The sequence below is a fragment of the Pseudomonas weihenstephanensis genome (assembly GCF_016812185.1).
Lineage (GTDB): Bacteria > Pseudomonadota > Gammaproteobacteria > Pseudomonadales > Pseudomonadaceae > Aquipseudomonas > Aquipseudomonas weihenstephanensis.
The window spans coordinates 264,333-289,736 of sequence record NZ_JAAEBV010000003.1; the positions used below are offsets into that span (position 1 = coordinate 264,333).

Genomic DNA, 25,404 nt, shown 5'->3' on the forward strand with positions numbered 1-25,404 from the left:
TCGGAGGTTTGAGGGCTTAGGAAACAGCTTCCAACGCAGCTTTCTGCGCCTTGGCAATGGAACGGCTGCGTAGCCAATTGAAGCAAATAGCGAGGATCAAGGCGAAACCGACGTAGCCCAGCAGTGGGTAGACAGTGCCTACCAGCTTGCTGAAGCCACCCAGGCTCAAGGCCAGACCTATGCATACCGAGACTGCGCTAATCACCTTGAAGCGTTTAGTTTCAGGCTTGGCGAAGCGGGCACTGAAAGCAAAGAACATCCCCACTGCCGTGCTGTAGACCATGCAAACCAATGCCAACGACATAACCACCGAAAGAATCGGCGAGATACGTTCTGCGAGTGCCAGGGAGGGCATTTCGATGCCTTGCAACTGGTTGATGTTGGCGAACAGGCCAATGTTCAACAGCAGAATCAACGCACCCAGACCGAGACCACCGAGTACGCCACCGATTGCGGCGGCTTTGGGTTGCTTGGTCATGCCACCAATGACAGCCAGCATCGGGAACCCTACAGCGATGTTGAAAGATGCATACAGCAAGGCTCCCACAAACCAGTTGCCAGTAACCGTTTCGTTGTTCTCACGAGCAACTGCGTCGAGGGTCTCGATTGGGGCGTTGTAACTGAAGATCGAGTAAGTGGTGATGATAAGCACCATCGCCAGCAGGAAAGGCATTACCGCACTGATCAGGTCGATGATGCGCTTCACGTTCATGCACAGCGTAGCGATCACCAATACCGTCATGAGTACGCCACCGAACAAGGGAGGTAGATCGTACTGCTGAGCAAAGATCGAACCGCTGCCGGCCAACATCACTACGCCGACACCGTAGAGGAAGAAAGACAACACCACATCAACGACCAGACCGATGCGGGCACCGAATAGAATGTAGAGAACTTCCTTGTGCGAGCTCGCTTGCATCTTCGAACTCACCCGAGCGATCTGCATGCCGAGGAAAGCAAACATCAGACCGCTTACCAGCGTGCCGACAATGCCTATAAGCCCATAGCCGGTGAAAAACTGGAGTACCTCTTGGCCGGAAGCAAAACCACCACCAATAACGACGGACATGTAAGCAAGGGCAATCTGGATCGATTGTTTATTCATTAAACTATTTCTCATTCTTAGACTTATTAGATGCATGGGAATAGAGATGCAGTGCCGGCCTCTCCTTCCCATGGGGCTACTCACTCTTGGGCAGCACCGCAAATCACTCCGATTTTTAGTGCTGCCCAAGGTTAGGGACGCCGCCCGCAGTATAGGAATTGTCTGCCAGCTTTTTTCACCATATAAACCGATAAATCCAGTGATAAGCATTCGTTAAAAAACGTTTGGCATCATTAATCTCTCAAATATGGGAATAATGACCGCAGAATCACCGGAAACATTCTGAAACAAGTCGCGATCAATAAATCAAGTACTTAGCGCACGATCACAAAGTGCTCAGCCAGCGACTTTTCGCCCTCGGGATCGAGGCCGGTCAGGTGCGCTTCGCTGACTTCGGCCAAGCGCACCACCGCACGGCCACGCCGCACGATGTCGGACTCGCCCAGCGGGCCATACAGAATGGCGACGGCGGTCTGGCTGCCGTCTTCGGCGGTCGGCACGTACGGCGCGAACTCGCCCGAGGCCGTGACCAGACCCAGCACTTGGCCGGGGTTCAATGCAGGGCCAGCGGCCACGTTGATGGCTTCGCGCGAGATGTTGCCCGCACCTTCGGAGAGCAGGAACTCGCCCGCGTGCATCGGCTCATGTTTGATGGTCATGCTTTTACCCCTGTCTGGGCGGCGCGACGGGCCGCGTAGATCGCGTTGGTGTCAGGTTGTTTGGCCTGGGTTTTGGGCGCTGGGTCGTCGTTGATCGGCAGGCTGTTGTCGATCTCAAACCCGCCGCCACTGACCAGCGTGTCGAACAGACGCCCTCGCACCGCTTCGGCGGTCAGCCCGGACGCCACGAACTGCTGGGTGAACTCCGGCAGCCGCGCCGCCACACACAGGTCGCGCACGGCCTTCGCGTTGCTGATTGCGGCATTGACCGTGGCTTCGTCGGCCAGCTTGGTGGTGTTGATGATGGGTTCGATCAGGTTGCTGATCCCGGCGGTGTTGCAACTTTGCGTGATCAATAAAGCCAGCTTGGCCGAATCAACGATGGGCGGTTTTTCGGGTTCTGGTTCAGGCTCCGGTTCTGGCGGCTGTTCTGGCGGTTCCTCCAACTGAGCCAACAAGGCTTGCGGGGCATGCTGATAACGCTGCAATGCCCCACCCTGACCGAGGCAGGCTTTGACCGTGACGCCCTCGCCCACTTCATCGGCCAGCCCCAAGGCCACCGCTTCGCTCGCGGTGAGCCAGGTTTCAGCGTTGACCAGTCGCCGCAGCTCCACTTCGTCGATATTGGGCGACTTGGCCTTGTAGGCGGCGATGATCACTTCCAGCGCCTGATCCAGCGCCGTAGCGACCTTGCGCAGATCCTCGGCATCGCCTGCCGCGTAGGTCCACGGGTTGTGGATCATCAGCATGGCATTGGATGCGATCACCACCTTGTGCGCGCCACACACCGCGACGCTGGCCGCGCTGGCTGCCAGGGCATCGACACGCCCGGTGCAACGTTCGCCCAACCGCGACAATGCGTTGTGAATGGCCAGCCCGTCGAACAGGTCGCCGCCGATGCTGTTGAACGCCACCACAATCGGCGACACGCCGTCGTCCATCGCTGCCAGATCGCGCACAAACTGGTTCGCGGTGATGCCCCAGGTGCCGATCTCGCCATAGACGTAGACCTCAATGCTGCGGGCTTCGGCTTCGCCGCTGGCCTTGAGGCTGTACCAGTGTTTGTCCTGCGGCAGCGGTGGGTCACCCGCCTTGTTGAAAATGCGTAGCCTGTTCATGGCGTCTCCTTGTCGGCCGGCTCGGTGGGCAGCTCGACCAGTGTTTTGTAGTTGAGGCCCAGCTCGCGGGCGCGTTTCTGGTCGGCGGCGTTTTCTTCGTCGACGGTTTCGGCGTCGTAGCCCTGACGCAGGACCATTTCGCTGCGGGAGTTGAAGCCCGCGTTGACTTCCATCATTCGCGCCTGAATGTCCTGCACCGGCTGGATGTAGGCCCAGCCTTGCGGCACCCAACGGGTGCGCAGGTATTCACGGCGCCGTTGCGCGTAGTCGACCAGTGTCAGGCGACCGGCGAGCACGGCCATGTCCAGCCACGCAGCCCGCACCGGGCGGCACAGTTGGTGCACGTACACACTGAATTGCAGTTGCTCCAGGCGACGGCGGAACTCGTTGAGCACCACGCGCAGCGCCCGGTCGTTGACCTCGCGCATGTCGCCGCTGAGGATTTCGTACGGCGTGCCGGTCCCGGCGGCTGCGGCCATCAGTTGTTGGCGCATAAAGTCCGGGTAGTTGTTGCCCGCATCCGGCGGCTTGGAGAACTCCACCTCCTCGCCCGGCCCCAGTTCCTGCATGGTCCCAGGCTCTAGCGCGACCATCGGAGTGAAGCCGTCGCGGTCCTCGGTCAACGGCAGGCCGGTGACCGGGTCGCGCGGTTGTTGCGTGGCTTCGGGCGGTGGCCGCGAGATGAAGCCTGCGAACAGGTTGGCCACCTCTTGGCGAAACAGCACCGCGTCGTCGTAGTTGTCGAGGCTGCGCAGGCGTTTAAGCACTGGCGCCAAACGCGGCACCCCGCGCAACTGGCCCGGCTCAACCGGTTCAAAGATGTGCAGCACTTGTTCGGCCGGGACGCGCACCAGTTGGTTGTAACCGGCGTTCAGCGACGAGGCGTCACGCGGGTGGACGCGGTACATGTGATAGGCCACGCGCTTGTGCGCCGGGTTGAACTCGATCCCGGCACGGATGCTGTTGCCGTTTTTGCACGGCTCAAATTTGTCATGGGGCACAAACTCCGGGGCCAGTACCTGGAGCTGTAACGGCACTGCCAGATCCTCGTCCAGACCGCGTGGCCGTAAGCGCACAAAGCACTCCCCGGCCGTTTCCACGGTGCGGGCAATCAGCGCCTGCTGGCCGTAGAAGTCGGTCAGGCCATCGGCGTCTGATTCGTCGACCCAGTCATCCCACAGGTCTTGTTGACGTTTGCGCAGGGCGTCGTCTTCGGTTTTAGGCCGCGGGGTGATACCGGTACCGATCAGGTTGCTGACGCGTTTGTCGATGACGTTGAACGCGTAGGGATCGTTGCGCACCGCCGAGCGCGAACGGGCGCGCAAATTGCGCAAAGCCGGGGTGTTGAGGCTGTTGATGCCGATGTCCGGCGCGTCCCAACTGGCCGAGCGCCTGCCCTCACCGGCCCCTTCGTAACTGGCTTTGATCCGCTCGGGCAACAGGAAGCCGTTGCGGGTCAGGGTTGGATACTGGCGCGCCATTTAAAGCCCCTTGCCTGCGTGATACAGCCGGATCACCCGCGAGCGCGGCCCCGTGGCGGCGACCAGCGAACTGCGGATTTGGTCGCGCGCCTTGAGCAGCTCATCGACCGTGCGGTACTCCACGGTGCGGTCGGCATAGCGCACGGTTTTCTCGCCACGCGCGATAGCCGACTCAACGGCGTCGAGGTGCTTTTGGGTAAAGGACATAGGGGCTGCTCTTGGGTTGAGGTGACGCGGGCTGGTATATGGGACACAGTAGGGCCGAGTTGGCTGAACCGGCTACGATTCAGTCAGCGCTTTGACCTTCTTCGTGCTCAGCACTTTTTGATCGGAGTTTTGCGACATGTCAGTTTCCAATCTCGATAAATTCAACGACCTGACTGGCAAAGTTTTTGATGAGCTGTATACCCACTTTCCAATCCCCTGTGACTTGATTGCCGCCAAACTCATGACACCCGCCTCGTGCGCAGCAGACGGGGATGATTGCCTGCTGGAACTTGCGGACCACGACGCGCAATTCTTTCTGGCCACGGTCCGCTGGCTGATCGGCTCCGGTTTTTTGAGCGGCGAAGTCATCCCCACGGCCCAAGTGACAGGGGCAGTGCTGACGGTCAAAGGGTTTGAGGTGCTCAAAGCCATGCCGCACTGCCTCACCCACGGCCACTCAATCCGCGAGCGGATTGCAGAAACCATGAAAGAAGGCAGCAAGGAAACGCTCAAAAGCTTGCTGGCCGAAGAAATCGCCGTCGGCGCCAAGCTCATCACGCCGGTGGTTGAGATCCTTTAATTTCAACGACGCTTCAGATAACCACTGCTGGTGCTGCGACGTTGTGGGGGGCGTACGACCGGGGTTGCTACCGATGGAGCCGTTTCAACCGGTGGTTGCACGGGCGGTGCAGGTGTTGCGACCGGCGCGGCAAGGCGTTCAGCGTGTACCGGTTTTTCATCAAATAAACCGGCCTGTGCCAGGGCTTGGCGGATGCGTTCCCAGTCGTGTTCCTTGTAGCGGTTCAGGCCCAGGTAATGCGCCATCGCCAGGTTGTACACCATCAGGTCAAGGGCTTCGTTGCGCTCGGCTTTGCCCTTCACCCACTCGACGCGCTTGTGTCCGCGCACGTACCGCGTCACCTTGCGCTCGGCCACGCACTGGTCGAAGAATTCGTCCGGCAAGTCGTTGGCAAAGTGCAAGGCGCCCGGCCCGTCTTCAAACGGGTAGCGGTTGTAGATCCAGTCCTTGGCGGTGTCGGTGCCGACAAACCACAGCTCGGCGCCGTTGCGTTCGGTCTGGCCTTTCCAGGTCACGTCGACCATCGACGGGCGTTGCGCGATCACCGGTTTCCCCGGCTTGCTCGCGCCCTTGATAGCGAAGATGTTGCGCCACCGGCGCACGCGGCAAAACTGGTAGACCTCGTCGGTATGATGGCCGCCGGAGTCGACGGCGGTGGCGAGAATGCCCAAGCCGACGCCGCATGGATGCGGGTAACGCACCTTGAGTTTGTCATCGAGCACGGCCCAGGTGCGTTCGTCCGCCGGGTCGCCCCAGATGATCTGGAAGTCGACGATCCAGCGTTCCATGCCCACGCCCCAACCCATCACCATCAGCTCCAGGCGATTGGCTTGCACGTCGACCGAGGCCGTGAGCATCAGCACGCGATGGACCATTGCGCCGAGGCCGTAGGGTTCAAGGCGGGCGCGCTTCATCAGAACTTCGGCTTTGGTTTGTTCCTGGGCGCTGTCCCAAACCTTGGCCAAACGGGTGTTGTAGAACACCTGCATAGGCTCCAGGTCGCCGCGGCTCTGCGCCTTCTTGGCCTTCTCAAACTGCTTGGCCAGCGACGGCCAGTCCATCCAGCCGAGCGGTGAATACAGGGCGTTGAGGTGAAAGCCGATGGTTTCGCCGTCGCCCTGCGCGTGGGAGCGCCATTCGCCACGGGCCAGCATCAGGCCCTTGTGGTGCTCTTCGATCAGTACGTCGCAGTCTGGCCCGGCGCACTGGTAATGCACCACGCGGTAGTCGGCCGAGTAATGCAGGTTTTCCCACTCCAGGATCTGCATGTGTCCGCAGTGCGGGCATGGCACGTAGTAGTAACGCTGGTCGCTGGTTTCAAACAGATCAGCAATACGCGACGCGCCCTTGATCGTTGGCGAGCTGGAGAAGTAGAACTTGGCGTTTCGGCCGAAGGTACTGCCCCGGGTTTCGGCCAGCTCGATGGGGTCGCCCTCTTCGCCCACGTCGACATCCCAGCGGTCGATCTCGTCGCCGTAGATGTAGCGCGCCGACAGCTCGGCCAAGTTGGCAGCAGAGCCGGCGGTGGTGACGTACAGTGAGCCGCCTTCGAACTCCTTGGTGTCCATGGTGTTGCGCGAGTCCCGTGAACGGGTCGCCGCCACGCGTTCGCGCAGCACCGGTGTGGCCTTGATGGTCTTGCCGATACGCGACGACACCCGCTTGGCCAGGCTCAGGCTCGGCAGCAGGGTCAGGATGTTGGACGGCACCATGTGGATCAGGCCGCCGATCCAGTTCAGCGCGATCTGGGTTTTCATCAACTGCGAAGCCACCATCGTGACCACGCGTTTGCAGGGGTGAGCCGGTGACAGGCAGCGCATGGGCTCGCGTGCATAAGGCGTACGCGAGGTGCGGTACTGGCCGGGCTCGGCGGCGCCAGTGTCACGCGGGATGCGCATGTATTCGTCGGCCCACTGGTCGACCCACAGCGACGGGTCAGGTCGTAGCCCACGGAAATACGCCTCGCGGTACACCTCTGCACCGTTCGGGATTTCCGTGTGCATGGGTTAACTCTTGTGGTTGAGGGCGTGAACCAGGTCAGCCGAGGACATGCGCTCGGCGTCTTCCAGCGAAGCGCGGATCGCAGCGGTGAGGCGGCGTTCGATTTCCCACGGGTCGGTCATGACTGCCAACTCGGGGGCCAGTTGTGGCGGCATGCCCAGCAGTTGATCGCGTAGCAAACGGCCCGCGTTGAAGGCGCCGGTTTTCACGGCTTCCAGCTCGACCTGCGAGCCCTGCACTTTGTGGAATTCCGCCTCGGCCAACTGCGCCAGGTAGTACTCGCGGTGGGCACGGGCCTTTTGGAAGTCAGGTTGCTTGCCAGCGGGACCGATGGCGGGCTGCGGCGCAGCCATGCTCGGCGTGGATTCGACCAGCGGGGATAGCTGGCTGGTGACGTCGCGCTGCACACGATCCGCTTGATGCCGGGCTGCGACGGCGGCCTTGCTGGGGTCGGCGGTGTCACGAATCAATGCAACGGTGGCGTCTACATTCACCCGCTTGCCGTCATCCGACAGCACCAACCGGTTGTTGTCTTTAAGCCAGGTGATGTAACTCGGCGCCTTGCCGATGTGAGCCGCAAAGGCGCTCTTCGACAGAAAGATGGGGTCTGTCACAAGCCCTCCTTTTCAACGGCTTTTCAATGCAAGCCTTTCAATTTCAATGGATTGAATTTCAATAAGCTGCCAGCCCTGCGGCTAACGATTTCCCGCGGGTTTCCTGCCCCGTACCCGTGGATATTCCCCAGGGTCCCCGGCAGGTTTTGAACATCCGGGGATTATTACGAGCGGTCCGATGGCGGTGGCACGTCGCAAACGCCAAGGCGCTTGGCAACCCAACGCTCATAAAGGCCGATGGCGACATCCGCCCCGGCCATGGCCGTGAGGCAGCCCAGTGCCGAAGATGCCCAGAGTGAAACGCCGTTGACGTGCAACAACATCATGGTGGACAAGCCGCACACCACGCAGGCACCGGAGCGCAATACCAAGCGCCGCACCAGTGACCAGCCTCGCGCCCCGTCCTTGTCTGCTCGCCACATCTCGCCGGACACACCACCAATCATGGACAGCACAATCAGTAACCACAGCGGCATCTCAGCTAACGCTTGTTGTTCATTCGTCATTTAGTTGTCCGGAGGAAAAGGGTTAATCTTGAAAATTCGAAGGGGTTCGAAACCGTATCTCAGTCTCTGAGTCGCGGGCAGCCAAGAAGACGGCCAGGGTGCCGGGCAAAAAATTATCGCTACGTAAGGAATACGCTATGCAAGCAAAATCTCTGAAAGCACTAATCGCCGAGCGCGGTGTTTCATTTGACGCCAGTACCATCATGAGTGCGCTGCTTAAAGCAGGACACGCGGAAAACTTCGAATACGCCAGTACCACAGGCAGTGGCGCTATGAAGTCATTCAAGAAGCTCACCAGTGCTGGGGAGAAGTTTGGAATCAACAAGCCCGCGATGCATCCGTTCAAAACAGAGGCAAGGTTCTACGATGAGACCTTTCCTGAACTGCTTGGTGTCGTGGTCAAGCAGTTGAGCAAAGAGGTTGATGCACTTTAAAGATACGGGCCAGATCTGGCCGTATGCGGCGTTAAATTCGTAACTGCCAGATCACCCCCATGTGGCACGCGGAAAAAGAAAACCCCGCCGGGGTGGGCAGGGTTTTCAGTGCGCTGGTGTATGCCAGGGCGAGGTGCACAGCACGTGCTCGGGTAGCGCTTAGGCGCAGAATTCATATCGTGGGGACGTTTTACCCCTGTTCGGTAAAACCGAAAAGAGCTGTTTTTCGGTCATTCTGCTCTACTCACTTTGACGCAACTTTGACGCAGGTTTGAGGTAAGTCACCCCGACGAGCGGTCAACGCTTAACCAACTTGGCCCAGCAGCGTTGCGCGGGTCAGGTTGGTTGCTTGGCTGCCGCTGCGCCGGGTGTAGCCCCGCGTGGTGCCACTTCGAACGGTGAGGATCAACATCACTTGTTGATGCAACCGCTTCACCCAGTTGCGATACGTTTGGTCTGCCCCCTCGGTAATGTCGAGCAGTCGCATTTGCTCACGTCGCGGCATGGCTGGCTGATGCAGATATCGCAGTTTCGCCAGCTTGGCCAATTGCTGGCCTTTGGTGGACTGGCGGCCCAACTCGGCAACGGCGGCTGCCACTTCGCATGCGATGTGATCCATGCCTGCGCCCGCTCCCACCAACAGATCCCGTGAACCTGCTGTGCCCCGAGGGGCGCATCCGCCGTATTGCATGATCGTCGCCATTGGGCTGCCCAAGCCACCGGCCTCGCCAACGTGGCAGTGCTGCTCGCCCCAATGCTGCATCAGTTCTTCGATTTGCTGAATCATCCCCATCTACTCCCTGAAAAACCAACCTGACACAGAAAAGAACCAACCTGACACACACCTAACACACTAAAAACCTTTAAAAACATAGCCTTAATGCTCTATGTGTTGGGTGTGTCAGGTGTGCTGGGTTTCTTCTCACGTACAAGAAATAATTAACGAACATCAACCTTTGACTGATTGCACATGTACACACGCCCACATGTGCGAGAAGCCCGCCACACCTGACACACTGATCCCGAAAGCCTTTAAAGACGTGGCCTGTAGCTGTGTCAGGTTGGTGGTTCTAACCCGCCACACCGTCAACACACCCCACACACAATGAGCCGTCATGCTGCGCTGTCCTGTCGTTGCCCGAACTTCACGTGCTCCCAACTACCGACACTCCAGCCACCGGCCTTGGCCGCTTCGCGCCAAGTGGTAACTGCCGCCCCTAGCCCGGCCGCTGACACAGATGGGGGCGGGGAAGGTGCCGGATCTATGCCAGACCACGGGAAGAAGAAGGTGCCAAAGGATCGCCGCGAGCCATCCATCCAAGGCTTACCCTGAATCTTGTCCACTTCCGTGGAGATGAACCCACTGAACTTGGTATGACTTAAGGTGTGTTCCTTGTTGCGGTGGCACCATTCCAAAAACAACGCGTACAGATCGCTGCTGACGCACACGCTGAACGGCGCCCCCAACAGGCCATTGCGCCATTCACGCAGAAAGGTTTGCCAGCTCGCCATACTCAAGTCCACCAAGCGCTGACGGGCCTCAGTGTTGGGCGGTCGGGTGCGCTGATCGAAATCACCCAGGTCATAGCTGAGCAGGTAGTCATACAGCGCAGGGATACCCTCGTTGGCCAACTCATACTTAACCCGCTCTTGATCCTCAGGCCCCAAAGTTTCCTTGGGCCAGACCACCAACATGCGCCGGTCATTCTCACCAATCGGCCACGGCATAATCTCGTTGGAAAGGAACACCGCATTCATGTGGTTGGCTTCTTCCCAACCGTTCACAAACTTGGACTCCATGCGTACCGTTTTGCCGGTGACCATGTGTTTGATCTTGCCCACCTGGTTGTATCGCTGATCGCGACTGACAACTTCCTCAAACACGCCGTACAACTTGTTTGACTGCCACACCGTCCAGCTTGATTCCAACTGCGACTGCCCTACCGTGGCCGCATACTCACCGTAAACAGCACCCATGATGTCGCTCAGCAACAAACTCTTGCCGCTGCCTTCCATCGTGGAGTGCAGCAACACAGCAGTGTCCATCTTGGCACCGATGTTTTGCAGCGGATAAGCCAGCCATTTAATCAGCCAGTCGGTTGCCGCTTCGTCGTGGTTGCACAGAAAGCTGAACAGCGAGCGCAGTGTGCGGCATTTATTCGGCTCATTGAGGGGCACCAAAGGCAGCCCCTCAAAGGTATTGATGTACACCTCGGGGTCTTTGGTCATACGTGGGTCGAACACGATATGTTCCATGTCCACAGTGCGGCGATCAGGGCTGTTCAACCACATGGCATAAGCGTCGCCCAAGGCCATACGCATGGCACCTTCCGGGACTCGGCGACGACACTTGATGTCCCAGGAGTCTTTGGTGCCGTCTATATAGACATAACGCTCGGTCGGACTCATGCCCTCCCCCGACACCTGCTTAAACTTGGCCTCTGCTTTGGCTTTGTTGGCTTGGCGCTCAGCCATGTCATCGGCAATGACCTTTTTCTGACCGGACTCAAACCAGTCCTTGGCCAACACTTTGGTGACCAGCAACTCAAACGCAGGCTTTTTGATAATGACGCGCTTGAACATATCGAAAACGGAGGTCTTGCCCTCGATCAAGGCAAAGCGTTGGAAGACTCGGTCAGCCGTCCACTCACTCCCCCCGCCCCCCTCAGGTGCAGGAGCCGCCGCGCTGGCAGGCATCAATTCGCCCGGCCCGCTGGCATCCTCAGATGGGGTAAGGGGAAGATCCGCAGGTGATGGCCGGGATGATTGCTGCATCCCCAACATCCGCGCCGCATCTTTGACCGCTTTGGATTGATCGCCGCCGTGCTCAAGCAGACAAAACACCTCAAACGCATCGTTCTGGTGACCATTGGCCAACGGATCAGCGCCGTGGTGCGAGTAGAGCTTGTCATCGGTAATAGTGATGCCCGGCAAGCCAGTACTGCTCTGCGGATAGAGCCATTTGCTACCGCGCTTAATGTAGCCGTGCGCGCGCAGCAGCTCTTCAACATCATGGCAGCGGTTGAATTCATCAATTACCGAGGGCCGGTTGCCGGAGACCTGCACAGGTGCCTTGGTCGACTTGGGTTTAGGCCTCTCTGCCTTCGGCGCCCAAGGGCAAGCAGACTCGGCGTCACGCTTGAAAATGTCCCAGCCCTGCCAAATGTTCAGCAAGTCGCTGGTCAGCACTGGCAACCCCTCAGCGGAAGGTGGTGTGCGCCAGGTATATGGTTTGCCGGTACCGGGATGAATGGAGGGTGGCAACACGTCTTGCACCAAACCCGCACGCAATTCGAAAACGGTAAAGCGCTTGTAGGGCTCAGCTTCGTCGCGCGCGGCGGCTTCACCAACCAGATCGCCCGCCTCTTTGGCTGCTTTGGCTTTTGCGATTAGCCCTTTAAAAATCGACCCATCAGGGTCGTTTTCATTGGGCCATGCCAGAGAGTGACGGGTGAGGTCTATTCCATCCGGCACCTGAAACAGGATACGAAAACGCGCCGGATTACCCACAACCGTCGGGTAAACCAGCGCCATTGCATCCAGATCCAGACCTAACAGCTCGTACAAGACGTGACGCGTCCACTGAACATCGTCCACATCCAATGAGCACACACTGCTTGGGCCAAGCACTACGCCAAGGTTATGCGCTGGGTTTACTGCCCAAAACGCCTCAGCGGCGCTCGCATCCGTGATGTAACCGCCGGGTTTATTCCAGCCCAACCCCTTTGGGGCTTTTTCGCCGGGCTCGATGGCAACCAGTGCCAAGTTGAAGGTATCAATGTAGCGTCGTGCCCATGTCGCCATCGGTACAGCCTGAGAGCGGTCAGTCATCTGCGGCGCTCCCGCAACTCTTCGCAGGAGATGCAGGTTTCACAACCCTCGACTGCCTGTTGCCGAAGCAGCGGAATGGCGTCGTCGCAATCCACACAAAACCCCGTATTGGACGTGGCATTTGCTTCACGTTGACGTTTTTCAAGAGCGCGCCGCGCTAGAGCACGCTGCAAAAACTCATCCGCATAGTCGTTAGCCAGATCGACGTCATCAGCCATTGTCGCGATCCTCCATTGCCTGACGTGCGCCGGTCATGATGCCCAATACCTCGCGGATAACGTCCATGCCACGTTTTTCTAGAATGGCGACTTCGTGTGCTTCCCAGACTGCGTCGGCCACGCCTTCGTGCATGCACGACACAAACTCACCGGACTCAGCCAGTAACTTCCCTACTGCTTTCAAGGCTTCCTTGGTAGCAGGCACTGGCGTTGGTTTGTACCAAACGGCCCCGGCTGGACGCACCAACGCATCAAGCAAACGAGGATCAGCGGTGAGGCGAATCACCTCTTCCAGCTCATCCGGTGTCAGCCAGCGGCGCTCTTCGTCAAGTTTGAGTTTCTTTTGCAGGGCGTCGTTGTCGATCACCATCGCGAAAGCTAATGCGGTGACACCACCCTTATAGGAACGCCCTGCGCGATACAGCGCGTGACGCAATGAAAGCACCGGACCAGCGTCCGGTAATAGATCGATGCGACTCATAACCGTAAAAACCCCTTTTACGGTGTAGCCATAAAGCAGGGCACGCCCTATCCTACGACCACGACCGATGTACATGTGCTGTGTATCGTCGTAGCCGGGTTTGGGGATCTTTGGTGAGAGGCCCAAACCCGGCACCCTTTTTACGCCGCCGTTGAGCCGCGCAAATATGCCCAGTCAACATCCGGGCGAAGCTGCTCACACGCAACCTCCCCTTGAGTTTCACGCTCAAGCGAAACAGCAAGCCGAACACTTGCACGCCGATTACCATAGGCAATTTGCCTCAACTGCCCAGTAGTGGTTTCACACCGTGCCGCCAATCCATCTAGCTTCGCCTTATCAAGATTCTTTATGTATGCATGCAAGCTCATGTGCGCCTCCGTTTTGCAAAATATAGCAGCTGCTAACGGAATTAACAATAGCGGCTTGCAATTTACAAAATGCTAAACACTTTTAAGATAGCCGGATGAATATCAGCCAGCTCCGCGTTGAAGCCCTTCGGGCCCTGATCGGCGATCTCAAAACAAAAGAGTTTGCAGATCGCTACAATCTCGACCCCTCATACCTTTCACAATTGTTGAACGGCCATAGACCTATGGGTGATAAGGCCGCCAAGAATCTTGAAGATAAGATCGGCCTCACTGGCGGAACACTTTTAATGCCCGCGCGCTCAGCCCAGGATGGTTTGGCGCTTGGCATAGAATCAGGCCCAATTCTCATCAATCCCTTCCGGCGGGCTCCCCTTTTAGGAGTGGCCCAATTGAAACAAGACGGAGCATGGGAAGAACTGGAACGAGGTACAGGGTGGGTGGATGTTCCAACCTCAGACCCGACCGCATACTCGTTGCGAATCAAAGGCGACGCATTGGCGCCTGCTATCCGTAACGGCTGGGTCGTATGGTGTGAACCAAGACGCGAGCCAGTACCGGGGGAGTACGTACTTTTAGCACTGTCCAACGGCGAGAAAACGATCAAAGAACTCCTCTATGCAAATGCCGAGGAAGTAAGCCTAATGTCGATTAATGGCACCTACGGCCGTCTTACCGTGCCACTCACGGAGATTGAAACAATCCATTACGTCGGTGGCATTGTTCCACCCAGCCAAGTTCAAACGTGATCCCAAAGATGCAAGAGAGCCGCCATTGGCGGCTTTTTTTTGCTCCACTGAAAAATACGTTAGCATTAGCTATTGATTAAATAGTTAGCTATTGCTAACTTTGTCTCGCACCCTCTCACCAAGAGTACGAGCCATGCAGACAACACAGCACAGCACAGGCCTACTGGCCATCACAAATAATCCGCAACGAATCGCTTTAGCCGCTAAACACGCTGAAACCTTCGGCCCAACCGGAGGTGATGCAGCATGAAACAGGTACTGATTGGACTGGCAGGCCTTGCCCGCTCGGGTAAAACAACCGCAGCAATGCACTTAGCCAGCACCCACAACTTTCAAGCCTACGCATTTGCAGACCCTCTGCGCGAAGGCTTGATGACTATCCTCAACCTGACTGAGCGTGACTTTGACGACGAGCACAAAGAGCAGCCTGTCGCTTGGTTAGGCCACTCAGCACGTGAGTTGATGCAATCGCTGGGTACAGAGTGGGGCCGTGACCAAATACACCCGGATTTGTGGGTATGGCTGGCCGAGCAAAACCTTGAACTGCTCGGACAAGTCAACGACGCAGCCAGCGGCTTTGTGATTAGCGACCTGCGCTTTGAAAACGAAGCCGCTTTCGTCCGCGAAAAAGGTGGCTTGGTTATTCACCTGCTGCGTGAAGACGCCCCCGATGTGAACTCACACATCAGCGAGTCCGGCATTGCCATCCTCGACAACGACCTCGTACTTCACAACGACGAATCGATTGAAGAGTTGACCGGCCAACTGGACGAAATCTTCACTGCCTTGTGCGCTCGCGCAGCGGCTTAAGGAGAGCCCACATGAACCGAACCCTGGACGCTACTGCCGCCCTGCTCGGCTTAAAACCACGCGCCTTTCGTACCCGGCTGCGTGAACTTGGCATTTTGACCCAAAACGGTGAACTGGCGAGCAAGCACCGCGACCAGGGTTATCTCTACGTAGACACCCGCAGTCGCTGGAACGCGAACATCAACACCTTTAGCTATTACGCAGTAGTGATGGTGAAAGAGCCAGGCGTGAAGTGGCTGAGCACGCAATTGGGCATAGCCCTAAAACCAGTGACAAAGGACGCTGCCGCATGAAACAGAACGCAATCACTCAAGCGATCGGCGCCCTGAAACTGGTCCCGATTTTCGTCAACAACCCGGCCATCATCAGCCGCGCCACGCTGATTGGCGCATCAGCAGAAGCGGTCGCCATGCTTGAAGCGCTTCCGGCTGTCACTGCCGAGTTGGCCGAGGTATTTCGCCGCGTAGATGCCGTAATCCTTGAGGGCCAAACCGCTTACGTAACGCCTACACGCTGCCCCGAGTATCCATACGGCGCTGTTATCGCTGATAGCAAAGGCAACATTTGCGCCGCGGCTATGGGGAAAACCCAAGAAGGTCTGGCTGAGCTGATTCGTCTCAAGTTGCTGCCCCAACAAGAGGGGTGCGGGGAGGATGTGGCGTGAGCGACACACTCGACCAACTGCGCAGGGAGTTCGCCACTCCCTGCCCCAGCCTTACGGCTGTACGCGAACGCTACTTCACGCACATCAGAACAGATCGTTACTTGCTCAGCGAGATTAAAGCCGGGCGCATCGCACTTAAGGTCACCCGCCTACACCGCTCAAACCGAGCAAAGCCAGTGGTGTACCTGCACATGCTGGCAGCTTATCTAGACGCGCAAGCGCCAAACCAAGCCGCCTAAGTATTCCCCTGACTCTCGGGGGCCATAGCAACCAACGTAATGAGGCACAGCACATGAGCAAATCACGTCCATTTATCGACACCCTGCGCGACATCGAAGCTGGCGGGCTACTGGATGAACTTAGCGAAACCCAGCACAGCTTGATCGACGCCATTCGCCTGACCGGGAAAGGTGGCGAGCTGACCATCAAGCTCACCTACAAACCCGATGGCAACGGCCAGATGACCATCAAGGCAGACGTCAAAGCCAAAGAGCCTGCCTTGTCGCGCGGTACGTCGCTGTTCTTCCTGACGCCTGAGGGCAACCTCACTCGCCGCGACCCACGCCAACAAGACCTAGCGCTTCGAACTGTGGGCGAAGAAAAACCCGAAGTTCTGCGCCAAGTCAGTCAGTAAACACCTCTCGCCTCTCACCATTTGTATTACCCACTGGAGCACATCCAATGCAACAAGCCCTACAACAGCTGTTCAGCTACGCTCAGTCCCTCGGCAAGCCCGTCGATCACCCTGGGTTGGCCGCACCCATCGCGCTGCTCCCGAACGATGTAGCACTCAAAAGCCTTGAGCACTTGTTACCCGCGCCGACCCGCGCCAAACAAAAACTCACCGTGCTGGATGCTGAGTCGTTCATCGACTACGTGAATCGCTTCGCCACTTCGGCGACCGCGGTGTTCTGCAACGGCCCGGAAGGTCGCACTTTCTCAGCAGTCATTGACTACCACCAGCCCGAGAGCCCTGCTTGGCTGGAACACGTCGCAACCTATCGCTGCCCGACCACTGTTGAATGGGGCCGCTGGAAAGAATACGACCGCAAGCGCATGGACCAAGCGACCTTCGCTGAATTTATCGAAGAAAACGTGTGGGACATCACCCAGCCTGCCAACGAACAGAATGCACCAGGTGCAGCGGATATGCTGGAAATCAGCCGCACCCTTGAAGCCAAGAAAAACATCACCTTCCGCCAAGGCACCCGCCTCGACAACGGCCAAGTGCAACTCACGTACAACGAAGAAATCGACGGCCGTGCTGGCGAAGCTGGTCAGTTGCGCATTCCTGAGCAGTTCTTCATTGCAGTGAAACCCTTCCTTGGCGGCGATGCCTTCTGCGTGCCTGCGCGATTCCGTTATCGCATCCAGGACGGCCGCTTGATGATGTGGTTCGAACTGGTGCGCCCGGACAAGGTACTTGAAGAAGCCTACAACGCGGTGCGCGACAAAATCCAAGCAGCCATCAGCGAAGTACCGCTGTACGAAGCCACTTTGTAAATAACCACCCGCACCATCCCGCCGCGGGCCTCTCACCAACGATCCCTGCGGCGGGTTTTAACGAGGTACACAGCACATGCATGCACAGCACGCTTTAGCCAGAAAATCGGGAGCCGAGAGGCACGAGCCCCGGGAGAGCCGCATGATGGCATTTCAAAGTGAAACGCTTACTGATGAAGAGCTGGCAACCATTACCGGCTATCAAATCCCATCCAAACATATCCAGTGGCTAGTCGAAAACCGCTGGGAGTTTGTCCTGACTGGTGCTCGTCGCCCAATTGTTGGTCGGTTATATGCCCGAATGAAGCTGGCAGGCGTGAAGCCTGTAGCCGGAAATGTTGAGGCCGAAGTCTGGACCCTCGACTTGTCGAAGGTTAGTTGACCCCCATGCGTAAAAAAAACACGGCAAACCTAGATCTTCCACCGCGAATGATCCGCCGCATAAGAAAAGGCACGACCGGGAAAATATGGGTGTCGTACTACTACAACGGCAGGGACGCAGCCGGAAAGCGAAAAGAGATACCTTTGGGCACGGATCTCGACCAAGCAAAAGTTGAGTGGGCCAGGCTTGAACGCAAGGCACCGCCGAAACCCAACCACCTGATGGCCTACCTGTTTGACCGGTACGAGAAAGAAATCATCCCCGGCAAATCAATCCGTACTCAGTCCGATAACCACAAAGAACTTAAGCAACTGCGACGAGCATTTGAAAACGCTCCTATCGAATCGATTACGCCCCAAGTTGTGGCCCAATATCGCGATGCAAGAACAGCCAAAGTCAGGGCTAACCGCGAGATCGCCCTACTCTCCCACGCGTTCACCATTGCACGGGAATGGGGTCTCACAGATAAGGCCAACCCTTGCTTTGGTGTTCGCCGCAATAAGGAGAAACCGCGAGACTATTACGCGGGTGAAATCGTATGGAACGCGGTATACACCGAGGCGGTGCAGGAACTGAAAGATGCAATGGACATGGCGTATCTGACTGGGCAACGTCCGGCCGATGTACTCAAAATCGCGGCAACTGATCTGAACAATGGTTTTTTGCTAATCGGACAGGGCAAAACTGAAAAGCGCTTACGCCTTCGTTTGGAAGATGCAGGCGTCCAATCCGGACTGAGCACCTTCATTGATGACTTGCTGGAACGACGCGCTATTAACGGGGTTAAAACTTCGACGCTGATAACTAACTCGTCGGGGCTGCGTATGAGTCAGCAGATGCTACGCAACCGGTGGGACGATGCGAGGGAGAAAGCTGCTATTAAAGCTGCTGCAGATGGTGATTCAGCACTTGCTGCTAGTATTAGGCAGTTTCAGTTCAAGGATATCCGCCCCAAAGCAGCCAGCGAGATCGAGCTAACGCACGCAAGCCGCTTGCTGGGGCACTCCACTGAGGAGATTACGAAGAAGGTGTATCGGAGAGTTGGGGAGATTGTTAAGCCTACAAAGTGATCCAAATGCGGCCAAGATGATAGTTACCAAGGACGGCAATAGCCGATGCACAATTCGAACCAGTTTCGCCTTCATAAGAGGTTAAAAATGTCCGAAAGAGACTATTCCGGATAGGCTGCTACCGGCCAGAAGCGGACGCTAAGAGCAGAAGAATCAAATCTGTCCGTTTCTTTCTCGCGATCTGTCAGCGGGAGGGGATACGTGCGATTCCATATTTTTTTACAGGGTTGTGAAATTTTCGCGGTCTAACTCGACTTCCTGGGGTAGGATTGAATTAGGGCGATCCTAGCTAAGCCAGGACGTCTTAGGTGGGTGACTCCTCCGACTGCGACCCCGTCAGGCCGCTTAAGGTGATGGTGTACGAGTCCGTTCCCGGTGGAGCCGATCGGATACCTCAAACACTTGAGCCGATGCTTGTGGCCATTCGCGGTAAGCCAAAAGCAAGCGCCCGGCACGGCGCTTTATAAATAACCAACCTTTAAAAGTTGGCAGCGCTGTCAGCACTTCGCAGGGCTCCTGCCATGTTCAAGTTGCGGACAAAAGCGGTACAGGTGGAAGTCAGTCTTTGGGCGCTAGCATTTATTGCTAGTGGTCTGTTAGACAGATTTTTTTCCTAGGCAGATGGGGGGAGGGATACCTCCCCCCTGATCCTGGCAATTCACTTCGGTTACGCGCTCAATAACCAGTCCACGTTGGATTTGCAAATTAGAGTAATGATTTTAAGTAGCACCCCCATTCCGGACTCGTAGAAACTCGTCTGCAACATTGAGAATGTGTATTTTCCTTACTTTAAATTTCATCTTCTGGCCAGCAAGCAGCCTTATACCGCGACTATATCACTATTATCTTTCCATAACGTGTAGGGCAAGCCATGAGTACATGGTAAGCCCCTGTGTATCGTTAATTATTTTTATGATGCATGTGCTCAACTTCTCCACTGCTGAAGTCTTGCAATACCGCCTCTACAAGATTCATAGCATCAATTTCAAGATCTTGATCAAACTGCGTAGACATGTACGCAACCACAACTTTGCCTAGCTTCAATTCCCGATTGTCAGAAGTTACGAGATAAGAATTCTCAGGAAACAATGTCGTCTCACATTCGACGCCAAATTCATCAGATTCTGTCAGGACATGCCGATCAAGCCAAAAATTAAAAGCACAGGGCTCATGACCTTCGTCTCTGACGACTATTTCAGTTGAGTTGGTAGACATGACTGATGGGTCTTGTTCGACAATATTTCTGGTTGCCTGATCCTTCCCGTCAAACGACAATTTGAAATCAAGGTAATGATTTCTTAGAAATTTCATTTGAATATTGACTATTTGAATATAGCCATCCCAGTCCTCCCCGCGTGGCTTCCTAATAAGCTTGAGACCCATTTCGTAAAAGTCTGCGTATTCTTTGGCGCCAGATTGAAAGCCTATGGTTGTAACTATTATTCCTATGCTATTTGGAATGTCTGTTGTAAGCCCATGTAGGTTTCTAACGTGCAACAAACTTACAGCATGACTGTAGTGCTTGCATTCTATGAGTACACGGTGAGTTACCCCCGCGTATTTGTACTCCCAAAAAACATCTATTTGGTGTTCAACACCAGATTTACCCTTGATTTTCACGTTATGTCTTACGTCAATATTTTCTACACCTTGAAGAGCAAGGATCTCCTCATAAATTTTCTGAGCCAACTTCTCATAATCTGTGGAGGTATCAGAGATTTTCAAGACGTTCTTCCTTGATGCATGACGAATAGATGGAAATCACTCATAAACCGATAATAGAGGGTTCTCCGTAACCCCGCCCGCTTCATGGATGATATTGATGCTGGACGTAAGCTTTCGGGTTAACTCTGCTTGTCGTGAATGACCGCTTTTAGCAGTTTTCGACCCAAAACGGACCCTTACGGTCACTAATGGGTCAGTCGTTGTTCGTTGGATCGGATTTCGCCTTGTCCTCATTAACCTCCACTCTGACGCGACAACGCGTCGATCTGCAATAGGTGGGTTTGTTCTGCGCTGTAAGGGTGCATCCAGGATGGCACAGTCGCTCAGTATGGCAATGCCATTGACAGAACAAGACGCTGGAATTAAATGTGGCACTTTGCTAGCGTCAGAGGCTACCGAAAATGCTTGTTGGATCTCGCGTTTTCGCAATTTTTGAAGCTGAAATGTGGGGTGGGTATGAGCGCTAGCAAATTCTATAAGCTTGAACAGCAAAGATTGTTCTTGGAAGCCGAGAAAATATCACTATTTACCAACCATGGTCCTACTATAGGTGCTTACAGAGAAGGCGTTCTCAGGGACTATATAAAGAGATTCATGCCGAGCTCATTGAAAGTTACATCGGGGTTCGTATCAGTCAATAAAAATCATGCGAATCTTATAGAGGGCCAGAGTCGGCAAGTAGACATACTTATTTGTGATACCGACCAATATGTTCCGCTTTTGGAGGTTGATGGGTTTTCAGTCATCAGGCCGGAATCTCTGAGGGGATGTGTCGAGGTGAAATCCTCACTTACATTTTATAAGAACCGGAATCCAGAGGGTTCGATAGAGACCAGCGATGCCTATCCGTTGGGTGGAGGCTATACCACTGCTTATCGATGGGCGGGTACCCTCGTAGATGCTTTGGAAAACATAAAGCACTGCGCTGATGCATGTGAGTCCAGGAAAGCGGAGGGATACTTTTCAAGCATCCTAGCATTCGACTCTACGTTTGAAACTCGAAAAATCTACGAAGCGCTGGACAGTGGCAGCCTGCAGAAACAGCTGGGCATTAATCATCTGCGACAACTTCCGATTTCAATTTGTGTGCTTTCAAAGTTTATAACATTCTTTTTTGAAATTGATATGTTTGAGTCGGGCAAGCAATATCCAATTGAATATGAGACATTTTATAATGAAATGACTGCTGTTAAAGGAAGTGAAGAGTATCCGTTGCAGTTTTTCTCTGCCTACTTATACAATCAGGTCGGTTATTCACATTCGAAAAGGCCAGCAGAGTCTGAAGGGATTCATGCAGGAATAGGCAGCGTAGGCATCTGGAGCCATCACTTCGACCTCTGCTCGGGTGATTTGTAACGATGTGATCTTAAGCGTCGAGTCCAGACGCGGAGTGGCTTTCAAGCAGCGGGCCACCTGAGGGCAAAAAGACAGCTATGCACTGACGAAGGCCTTGAATACTCCTTGCGACCACTCCAGACGCACATCGAACCGCCTCCACGGACACCTCGCGCCGATTGCCGAGCCAGTGCGGTACATTCGATGCGGCTCAGCACAGCCAAGAGCCAAGGGCGCGATCACCGGCTCGGCGTACACCCGTTGCGCTGAACTTTCACGCGCAGCCAAATGCTGGCATGATTAAGGACCTGGAGTGATCAAAATCTCACGCAACCGGGTCGCCTGACCCATTAGCTGCAGTACGCCCCCACGACCGATTACTACCGAACCAACGCTGACGGTGGCTACAGGCATAAATTGGCCTTTGTTGAAAGGCCGCTTCTGGCTGTTCTCTGCCCATCACGACTGACTGCTTTTGGCCGATTCTGTTGAAAAAGTCGGTCCTTTCAAATTGCCCATGTACTGACTGCTGAAAAAGCCATTTTTGCGCGCCGCCACGCGAAATCTGACCCCCGGCATCCTCTGCTCAAAGCAAAGATTTCAATCTCAAGCGCGTACTTTTCTAACCATGGAAACCATGGCCGACTTTTTCAACAGAATTGGCCGAAAGCAGGCTACCTAGGCTATAACACCCCAACCCTCCGTCACAAGGCTCCAGCTACGGATTAAAGAGGCTGCTTGCGGAAGCAACCCAAAAAATTGCGGAAGCTATCGTCAAATCGCAGGCATAAAAAAACCCCGTAGACGGTAATCTACGGGGTTTTCAATATGGAGGCCGAGGCCGGAATCGAACCGGCGTGGGCGGATTTGCAATCCGCTGCATAACCATTTTGCTACTCGGCCATTCGCTTCTGACCTCTCAATAAGGCATCAGAAACAAAAGAAATTTTATCGCGCTTATTACTTCAAGCATTTGATTCTTCAGCAGTTCAGGCAGTGCCCCGTGCTGATGGCGCGCATTATGTACCAGAACACTGAAGCTGGCAACCCCCTGAATTCTAATAATTTTTCATGGTTACGTGAGGGATGGACCGCCAACTGGGAATATCCTCCGGCCGGCCATCGCTCGCCCATGCAAAGAACGTTAGGCCGTGACATTTGAGGATAGGCATTTCAAGGTTTAATTAAGGAGTGACGCCTCCCTCCCTCGCTGAGAGGAAACTAACCCTCAGCCATATTGCAATCTCCTACAGAACGCATCATTTCTACCCTCGACCAATGAGGATCCGACTGACTTCAACGTTCGAGCCACTCCCGTAAAGTCTCGCCGCCGTTAACGAACGGACTGACGCATTTATTGGAGCTTCAAGATGAAAAAAATATGGATGACTGCAGCAGTTGTAGCAGTAGTTTTGGTAACCAGTGGCTGCATGAGCCACAACGTAAGCCAACCAAATGCCCCGATCGCGGGCAGTGTCACTGCCGATTTGAAAGCAAACATTGATGTCGGTGGTGAAATTAAAGGCCAATCCTCTGCGAACATCCTGTTTGGTGTGTTGAAGATCAGTGGGGACAGTGAGTTCGCTGACGGGGTGACCTATGGTGGTCAGGCCTCAGCCTTCAGCCTGCCAGATCCCGTATCGGCCATTAAGGCCGCTGCCGCTTATAAAGCCGTCAAAGATTCAGGCGCGGATTTGATCGTAGCCCCCCGCTACGCGGTCTCTGTTGAGGATTACTTCATCTTCAAGGCAGTGAATGTCACTGTGACCGGCAATAAAGGTACGATCAAGAGCATCCGTTAGACCGTCACTTAGTCTGTCTGCTGTTTAAGAGGCTGCTTGAGCTGATCCCCCAGTCAGTACATACCCGGTCGTGACAGGTTAACCTAATGGCCTGTAACCACTGCGAGCGGTCACCCTGGAGCAGTTGGGCTGGACGGGGCGCAAGCCCCGTCATCTGCACCTATATGACAACATTGCGTACAAAGCGCACCACGCAATCACTTTCATTACGATAAACGTGAGGCTGGTTGCTGGCGTACATATAAAACTCGCCCGCATTGAAGCGTAAGGCCTGGTCGTCGATGATCAAGGTCAAGCATCCCTCAAATACATATAGCTGCTCACTCCAGCCTTCAGCATCAGCTTCCGAGAAATACGTTTCCCCCGGCTCCAGCCGCCACTCCCACAACTCCACTTCCCTGGTTGCTGCGGCCTTTGCCAGCAAGACGGCCTTGCTGCCCGCGATAGCCCCGGTCCATGCAACTTCATTAATGCGACTCGGGTCTGGAGAGCCCGGCGCCTGAATCAAGTCGCTGAAAGCGACATTCAGGGCTTCAGCCACTCGATCCAGAGTGCTGAGGCTGACATTTTTCTCACCCGCCTCTATGGCAACCAGCATGCGCCGACTCACGCCGGACAATTCGGAAAGCGCGCTTTGGCTAAGCTGTGCGAGCAATCTCAGGCGTCGAACGTTTTGACTGACGTGCTGGAGCACCGAAGCACGCTGTGAATTTTCTTTGGGCACTATATTGCTCACCTCATGGGACTGCGCAGTATACTGCTCAGCAGTTGGCGCATTGTGCGTCGCCCTCCCCGTAACGTGCAAGGTCGTGACATCTTTGAAAGCTTTTAGTCTGCAACCTTTAACTTCACGCCTCAGCAAAGCTGAATGCGTGCTGATCCTGATTACCATGGTTTGGGGGGTGACCTTTCTACTGGTGCAAAACGCCCTGACGTCCAGCGGCCCCCTGTTTTTTGTAGGCCTGCGCTTTGCAGCGGCAGCCGTCATGGTCGCGCTTTTTTCATTGCGCAGTTTGCGCGGCATAACACTGTTCGAACTCAAGGCAGGGATGTTTATCGGCGTGGCGATCATGCTGGGTTATGGCCTGCAAACGATTGGTTTACAAAGCATCCCAAGTAGCCAGTCGGCCTTTATTACCGCGCTTTACGTCCCTTTTGTACCGCTGCTGCAATGGTTGGTGCTGGGACGTCGCCCTGGCCTGATGCCAAGTTTGGGGATCATGTTGGCATTTGCAGGGTTGATGCTGCTGTCTGGGCCCAGCGGCGCATCGCTAAACTTTAGCTCCGGGGAGATCGCCACACTAATCAGTGCTGTCGCCATAGCGGCCGAGATTATTCTGATCAGTGCTTACGCCGGTAAAGTCGATGTCAGACGCGTAACAGTGGTGCAATTAAGCACAGCCTCCATTCTGGCGTTTATCCTGACCGTTCCGACTCAAGAAGCCGTTCCGGATTTTTCGTGGCTATTATTAATCAGTGCTGTGGGCCTCGGTGCCGCCAGCGCCGTGATACAGCTTGCAATGAATTGGGCACAAAAGAGCGTTTCTCCGACACGCGCTACCCTCATTTATGCAGGCGAGCCGGTGTGGGCCGGTATCGCCGGACGTCTTGCCGGTGAGCGATTGCCCGGTATTGCATTGCTTGGCGCAGTATTGATTGTTGCAGCAGTGATCGTGAGTGAGTTAAAAACAAAGGGTAAAACAATCGAGGAACCCGATGAGAAGCAAGGCGATAAAGCCTGCGACTGATTCCAGTTCTCTGACA

At 55.5% G+C, this 25,404-nt stretch carries 30 protein-coding genes and 1 tRNA gene; 14 read left to right on the top strand and 17 right to left on the bottom strand.

What is annotated here, in order from left to right:
* Positions 1–16: 16 nt before the first annotated feature.
* The 5 genes from GYN01_RS12010 to GYN01_RS12030 form a co-directional block, all read right to left on the bottom strand.
* A complete protein-coding gene (locus GYN01_RS12010) occupies positions 17–1,105 on the bottom strand; it encodes a YkvI family membrane protein (protein WP_203302612.1) in 1,089 nt (362 codons plus the stop codon).
* Positions 1,106–1,419: 314 nt separating this feature from the next.
* Positions 1,420–1,764, bottom strand: coding sequence for a head decoration protein (locus GYN01_RS12015; protein WP_047275417.1), 345 nt, complete (start codon positions 1,762–1,764; stop codon positions 1,420–1,422).
* Positions 1,761–2,882: a head maturation protease, ClpP-related gene (locus GYN01_RS12020; RefSeq protein ID WP_203307183.1), complete on the bottom strand. Its 1,122-nt coding sequence runs from the start codon at positions 2,880–2,882 to the stop codon at positions 1,761–1,763. Before GYN01_RS12020 ends, GYN01_RS12015 begins: the two co-directional genes overlap by 4 nt.
* Positions 2,879–4,363 (bottom strand): phage portal protein, encoded by a 1,485-nt coding sequence (locus GYN01_RS12025; RefSeq protein WP_203307184.1) that lies wholly within the window; start codon positions 4,361–4,363, stop codon positions 2,879–2,881. The genes GYN01_RS12020 and GYN01_RS12025 overlap by 4 nt, the downstream gene beginning before the upstream one ends.
* Positions 4,364–4,570 (bottom strand): phage head-tail joining protein, encoded by a 207-nt coding sequence (locus GYN01_RS12030; RefSeq protein ID WP_047275423.1) that lies wholly within the window; start codon positions 4,568–4,570, stop codon positions 4,364–4,366.
* Positions 4,571–4,706: 136 nt separating this feature from the next.
* Here GYN01_RS12030 and GYN01_RS12035 point away from each other — a divergent pair, with 136 nt between their 5' ends.
* On the top strand, positions 4,707–5,150 hold the full coding sequence (locus tag GYN01_RS12035) for a hypothetical protein (RefSeq protein ID WP_203307185.1): 444 nt from the start codon (positions 4,707–4,709) through the stop codon (positions 5,148–5,150).
* A gap of 2 nt (positions 5,151–5,152) precedes the next feature.
* Here GYN01_RS12035 and GYN01_RS12040 read toward each other — a convergent pair whose 3' ends face one another.
* From GYN01_RS12040 to GYN01_RS12050, 3 genes are all read right to left on the bottom strand, one after another.
* Complete coding sequence (locus GYN01_RS12040) at positions 5,153–7,153, bottom strand: phage terminase large subunit family protein (RefSeq protein WP_203307186.1); 2,001 nt, start codon at positions 7,151–7,153, stop codon at positions 5,153–5,155.
* Between the two features lie 3 nt (positions 7,154–7,156).
* The gene (locus GYN01_RS12045) at positions 7,157–7,765 is read right to left on the bottom strand and encodes a terminase small subunit (RefSeq protein ID WP_203307187.1); all 609 of its coding nucleotides are present in this window, start codon (positions 7,763–7,765) and stop codon (positions 7,157–7,159) included.
* A gap of 164 nt (positions 7,766–7,929) precedes the next feature.
* On the bottom strand, positions 7,930–8,271 hold the full coding sequence (locus GYN01_RS12050) for a phage holin family protein (RefSeq protein ID WP_203307188.1): 342 nt from the start codon (positions 8,269–8,271) through the stop codon (positions 7,930–7,932).
* A gap of 137 nt (positions 8,272–8,408) precedes the next feature.
* Here GYN01_RS12050 and GYN01_RS12055 point away from each other — a divergent pair, with 137 nt between their 5' ends.
* Entirely contained in the window at positions 8,409–8,705 is a 297-nt protein-coding gene (locus tag GYN01_RS12055) for a hypothetical protein (protein WP_047275431.1), read from the top strand.
* 304 nt (positions 8,706–9,009) lie between these two features.
* On the opposite strand, the gene GYN01_RS12060 is transcribed toward GYN01_RS12055, so the two are convergent.
* The 6 genes from GYN01_RS12060 to GYN01_RS12085 form a co-directional block, all read right to left on the bottom strand.
* Positions 9,010–9,492: a hypothetical protein gene (locus tag GYN01_RS12060; protein WP_203307189.1), complete on the bottom strand. Its 483-nt coding sequence runs from the start codon at positions 9,490–9,492 to the stop codon at positions 9,010–9,012.
* Positions 9,493–9,654: 162 nt separating this feature from the next.
* Positions 9,655–9,822 carry a hypothetical protein gene (locus GYN01_RS12065; protein ID WP_203307190.1) on the bottom strand — a complete coding sequence of 56 codons (168 nt, stop codon included), beginning with the start codon at positions 9,820–9,822 and terminating at the stop codon, positions 9,655–9,657.
* Entirely contained in the window at positions 9,819–12,536 is a 2,718-nt protein-coding gene (locus tag GYN01_RS12070) for a DUF5906 domain-containing protein (RefSeq protein WP_203307191.1), read from the bottom strand. Before GYN01_RS12070 ends, GYN01_RS12065 begins: the two co-directional genes overlap by 4 nt.
* Entirely contained in the window at positions 12,533–12,754 is a 222-nt protein-coding gene (locus GYN01_RS12075) for a TraR/DksA C4-type zinc finger protein (protein WP_203307192.1), read from the bottom strand. The genes GYN01_RS12070 and GYN01_RS12075 overlap by 4 nt, the downstream gene beginning before the upstream one ends.
* Positions 12,747–13,235 carry a phage regulatory CII family protein gene (locus tag GYN01_RS12080; RefSeq protein WP_048364927.1) on the bottom strand — a complete coding sequence of 163 codons (489 nt, stop codon included), beginning with the start codon at positions 13,233–13,235 and terminating at the stop codon, positions 12,747–12,749. Before GYN01_RS12080 ends, GYN01_RS12075 begins: the two co-directional genes overlap by 8 nt.
* Positions 13,236–13,375: 140 nt before the next feature.
* A complete protein-coding gene (locus GYN01_RS12085; protein WP_203302599.1) occupies positions 13,376–13,603 on the bottom strand; it encodes a transcriptional regulator in 228 nt (75 codons plus the stop codon).
* A 95-nt stretch (positions 13,604–13,698) separates the two neighbouring features.
* Between GYN01_RS12085 and GYN01_RS12090 the strand changes: the two genes are divergently transcribed.
* The 9 genes from GYN01_RS12090 to GYN01_RS12130 all read left to right on the top strand — a co-directional run bounded on the left by GYN01_RS12090 (position 13,699) and on the right by GYN01_RS12130 (position 18,778).
* Positions 13,699–14,349, top strand: coding sequence for a LexA family transcriptional regulator (locus tag GYN01_RS12090; protein WP_203302598.1), 651 nt, complete (start codon positions 13,699–13,701; stop codon positions 14,347–14,349).
* A 246-nt stretch (positions 14,350–14,595) separates the two neighbouring features.
* Entirely contained in the window at positions 14,596–15,159 is a 564-nt protein-coding gene (locus tag GYN01_RS12095) for a deoxynucleotide monophosphate kinase family protein (RefSeq protein ID WP_203307193.1), read from the top strand.
* Positions 15,160–15,170: 11 nt separating this feature from the next.
* Positions 15,171–15,452, top strand: a complete 282-nt coding sequence (locus GYN01_RS12100) for a hypothetical protein (RefSeq protein WP_203307194.1) — start codon at positions 15,171–15,173, stop codon at positions 15,450–15,452.
* Complete coding sequence (locus GYN01_RS12105) at positions 15,449–15,823, top strand: hypothetical protein (RefSeq protein ID WP_048364930.1); 375 nt, start codon at positions 15,449–15,451, stop codon at positions 15,821–15,823. Before GYN01_RS12100 ends, GYN01_RS12105 begins: the two co-directional genes overlap by 4 nt.
* Positions 15,820–16,062 (top strand): pyocin activator PrtN family protein, encoded by a 243-nt coding sequence (locus GYN01_RS12110; RefSeq protein ID WP_203307195.1) that lies wholly within the window; start codon positions 15,820–15,822, stop codon positions 16,060–16,062. Before GYN01_RS12105 ends, GYN01_RS12110 begins: the two co-directional genes overlap by 4 nt.
* Before the next feature lie 53 nt (positions 16,063–16,115).
* Entirely contained in the window at positions 16,116–16,457 is a 342-nt protein-coding gene (locus GYN01_RS12115; RefSeq protein ID WP_048364931.1) for a hypothetical protein, read from the top strand.
* A 47-nt stretch (positions 16,458–16,504) separates the two neighbouring features.
* A complete protein-coding gene (locus tag GYN01_RS12120; RefSeq protein ID WP_048364932.1) occupies positions 16,505–17,326 on the top strand; it encodes a YfdQ family protein in 822 nt (273 codons plus the stop codon).
* A gap of 145 nt (positions 17,327–17,471) precedes the next feature.
* A complete protein-coding gene (locus GYN01_RS12125; protein ID WP_203302665.1) occupies positions 17,472–17,708 on the top strand; it encodes a DUF4224 domain-containing protein in 237 nt (78 codons plus the stop codon).
* A gap of 5 nt (positions 17,709–17,713) precedes the next feature.
* The gene (locus GYN01_RS12130; RefSeq protein WP_203307196.1) at positions 17,714–18,778 is read left to right on the top strand and encodes a phage integrase; all 1,065 of its coding nucleotides are present in this window, start codon (positions 17,714–17,716) and stop codon (positions 18,776–18,778) included.
* 900 nt (positions 18,779–19,678) lie between these two features.
* Here GYN01_RS12130 and GYN01_RS12135 read toward each other — a convergent pair.
* Positions 19,679–20,503: a restriction endonuclease gene (locus GYN01_RS12135; RefSeq protein ID WP_203307197.1), complete on the bottom strand. Its 825-nt coding sequence runs from the start codon at positions 20,501–20,503 to the stop codon at positions 19,679–19,681.
* A gap of 456 nt (positions 20,504–20,959) precedes the next feature.
* Between GYN01_RS12135 and GYN01_RS12140 the strand changes: the two genes are divergently transcribed.
* Positions 20,960–21,859 (top strand): DUF6602 domain-containing protein, encoded by a 900-nt coding sequence (locus GYN01_RS12140; RefSeq protein ID WP_203307198.1) that lies wholly within the window; start codon positions 20,960–20,962, stop codon positions 21,857–21,859.
* An 808-nt stretch (positions 21,860–22,667) separates the two neighbouring features.
* On the opposite strand, the gene GYN01_RS12145 is transcribed toward GYN01_RS12140, so the two are convergent.
* A tRNA-Cys gene (locus tag GYN01_RS12145) sits at positions 22,668–22,741 on the bottom strand.
* Positions 22,742–23,208: 467 nt separating this feature from the next.
* Here GYN01_RS12145 and GYN01_RS12150 point away from each other — a divergent pair.
* The gene (locus tag GYN01_RS12150) at positions 23,209–23,640 is read left to right on the top strand and encodes a hypothetical protein (protein WP_048401931.1); all 432 of its coding nucleotides are present in this window, start codon (positions 23,209–23,211) and stop codon (positions 23,638–23,640) included.
* Positions 23,641–23,800: 160 nt separating this feature from the next.
* Here GYN01_RS12150 and GYN01_RS12155 read toward each other — a convergent pair whose 3' ends face one another.
* Positions 23,801–24,364 (bottom strand): helix-turn-helix domain-containing protein, encoded by a 564-nt coding sequence (locus GYN01_RS12155; RefSeq protein WP_203307199.1) that lies wholly within the window; start codon positions 24,362–24,364, stop codon positions 23,801–23,803.
* Between the two features lie 166 nt (positions 24,365–24,530).
* Between GYN01_RS12155 and GYN01_RS12160 the strand changes: the two genes are divergently transcribed.
* Positions 24,531–25,388, top strand: coding sequence for a DMT family transporter (locus tag GYN01_RS12160; protein ID WP_238936250.1), 858 nt, complete (start codon positions 24,531–24,533; stop codon positions 25,386–25,388).
* Positions 25,389–25,404: the final 16 nt, after the last annotated feature.

Coding starts and splice junctions, on each gene's coding strand:
- GYN01_RS12010 (WP_203302612.1), bottom strand. CDS start 1,105: ATGAATAAACAATCGATCCAGATTGCCCTTGCTTACATGTCCGTCGTT.
- GYN01_RS12015 (WP_047275417.1), bottom strand. CDS start 1,764: ATGACCATCAAACATGAGCCGATGCACGCGGGCGAGTTCCTGCTCTCC.
- GYN01_RS12020 (WP_203307183.1), bottom strand. CDS start 2,882: ATGAACAGGCTACGCATTTTCAACAAGGCGGGTGACCCACCGCTGCCG.
- GYN01_RS12025 (WP_203307184.1), bottom strand. CDS start 4,363: ATGGCGCGCCAGTATCCAACCCTGACCCGCAACGGCTTCCTGTTGCCC.
- GYN01_RS12030 (WP_047275423.1), bottom strand. CDS start 4,570: ATGTCCTTTACCCAAAAGCACCTCGACGCCGTTGAGTCGGCTATCGCG.
- GYN01_RS12035 (WP_203307185.1), top strand. CDS start 4,707: ATGTCAGTTTCCAATCTCGATAAATTCAACGACCTGACTGGCAAAGTT.
- GYN01_RS12040 (WP_203307186.1), bottom strand. CDS start 7,153: ATGCACACGGAAATCCCGAACGGTGCAGAGGTGTACCGCGAGGCGTAT.
- GYN01_RS12050 (WP_203307188.1), bottom strand. CDS start 8,271: ATGACGAATGAACAACAAGCGTTAGCTGAGATGCCGCTGTGGTTACTG.
- GYN01_RS12055 (WP_047275431.1), top strand. CDS start 8,409: ATGCAAGCAAAATCTCTGAAAGCACTAATCGCCGAGCGCGGTGTTTCA.
- GYN01_RS12060 (WP_203307189.1), bottom strand. CDS start 9,492: ATGATTCAGCAAATCGAAGAACTGATGCAGCATTGGGGCGAGCAGCAC.
- GYN01_RS12065 (WP_203307190.1), bottom strand. CDS start 9,822: ATGACGGCTCATTGTGTGTGGGGTGTGTTGACGGTGTGGCGGGTTAGA.
- GYN01_RS12070 (WP_203307191.1), bottom strand. CDS start 12,536: ATGACTGACCGCTCTCAGGCTGTACCGATGGCGACATGGGCACGACGC.
- GYN01_RS12075 (WP_203307192.1), bottom strand. CDS start 12,754: ATGGCTGATGACGTCGATCTGGCTAACGACTATGCGGATGAGTTTTTG.
- GYN01_RS12080 (WP_048364927.1), bottom strand. CDS start 13,235: ATGAGTCGCATCGATCTATTACCGGACGCTGGTCCGGTGCTTTCATTG.
- GYN01_RS12085 (WP_203302599.1), bottom strand. CDS start 13,603: ATGAGCTTGCATGCATACATAAAGAATCTTGATAAGGCGAAGCTAGAT.
- GYN01_RS12090 (WP_203302598.1), top strand. CDS start 13,699: ATGAATATCAGCCAGCTCCGCGTTGAAGCCCTTCGGGCCCTGATCGGC.
- GYN01_RS12095 (WP_203307193.1), top strand. CDS start 14,596: ATGAAACAGGTACTGATTGGACTGGCAGGCCTTGCCCGCTCGGGTAAA.
- GYN01_RS12100 (WP_203307194.1), top strand. CDS start 15,171: ATGAACCGAACCCTGGACGCTACTGCCGCCCTGCTCGGCTTAAAACCA.
- GYN01_RS12105 (WP_048364930.1), top strand. CDS start 15,449: ATGAAACAGAACGCAATCACTCAAGCGATCGGCGCCCTGAAACTGGTC.
- GYN01_RS12115 (WP_048364931.1), top strand. CDS start 16,116: ATGAGCAAATCACGTCCATTTATCGACACCCTGCGCGACATCGAAGCT.
- GYN01_RS12120 (WP_048364932.1), top strand. CDS start 16,505: ATGCAACAAGCCCTACAACAGCTGTTCAGCTACGCTCAGTCCCTCGGC.
- GYN01_RS12125 (WP_203302665.1), top strand. CDS start 17,472: ATGGCATTTCAAAGTGAAACGCTTACTGATGAAGAGCTGGCAACCATT.
- GYN01_RS12130 (WP_203307196.1), top strand. CDS start 17,714: ATGCGTAAAAAAAACACGGCAAACCTAGATCTTCCACCGCGAATGATC.
- GYN01_RS12140 (WP_203307198.1), top strand. CDS start 20,960: ATGAGCGCTAGCAAATTCTATAAGCTTGAACAGCAAAGATTGTTCTTG.
- GYN01_RS12150 (WP_048401931.1), top strand. CDS start 23,209: ATGAAAAAAATATGGATGACTGCAGCAGTTGTAGCAGTAGTTTTGGTA.
- GYN01_RS12160 (WP_238936250.1), top strand. CDS start 24,531: ATGGTTTGGGGGGTGACCTTTCTACTGGTGCAAAACGCCCTGACGTCC.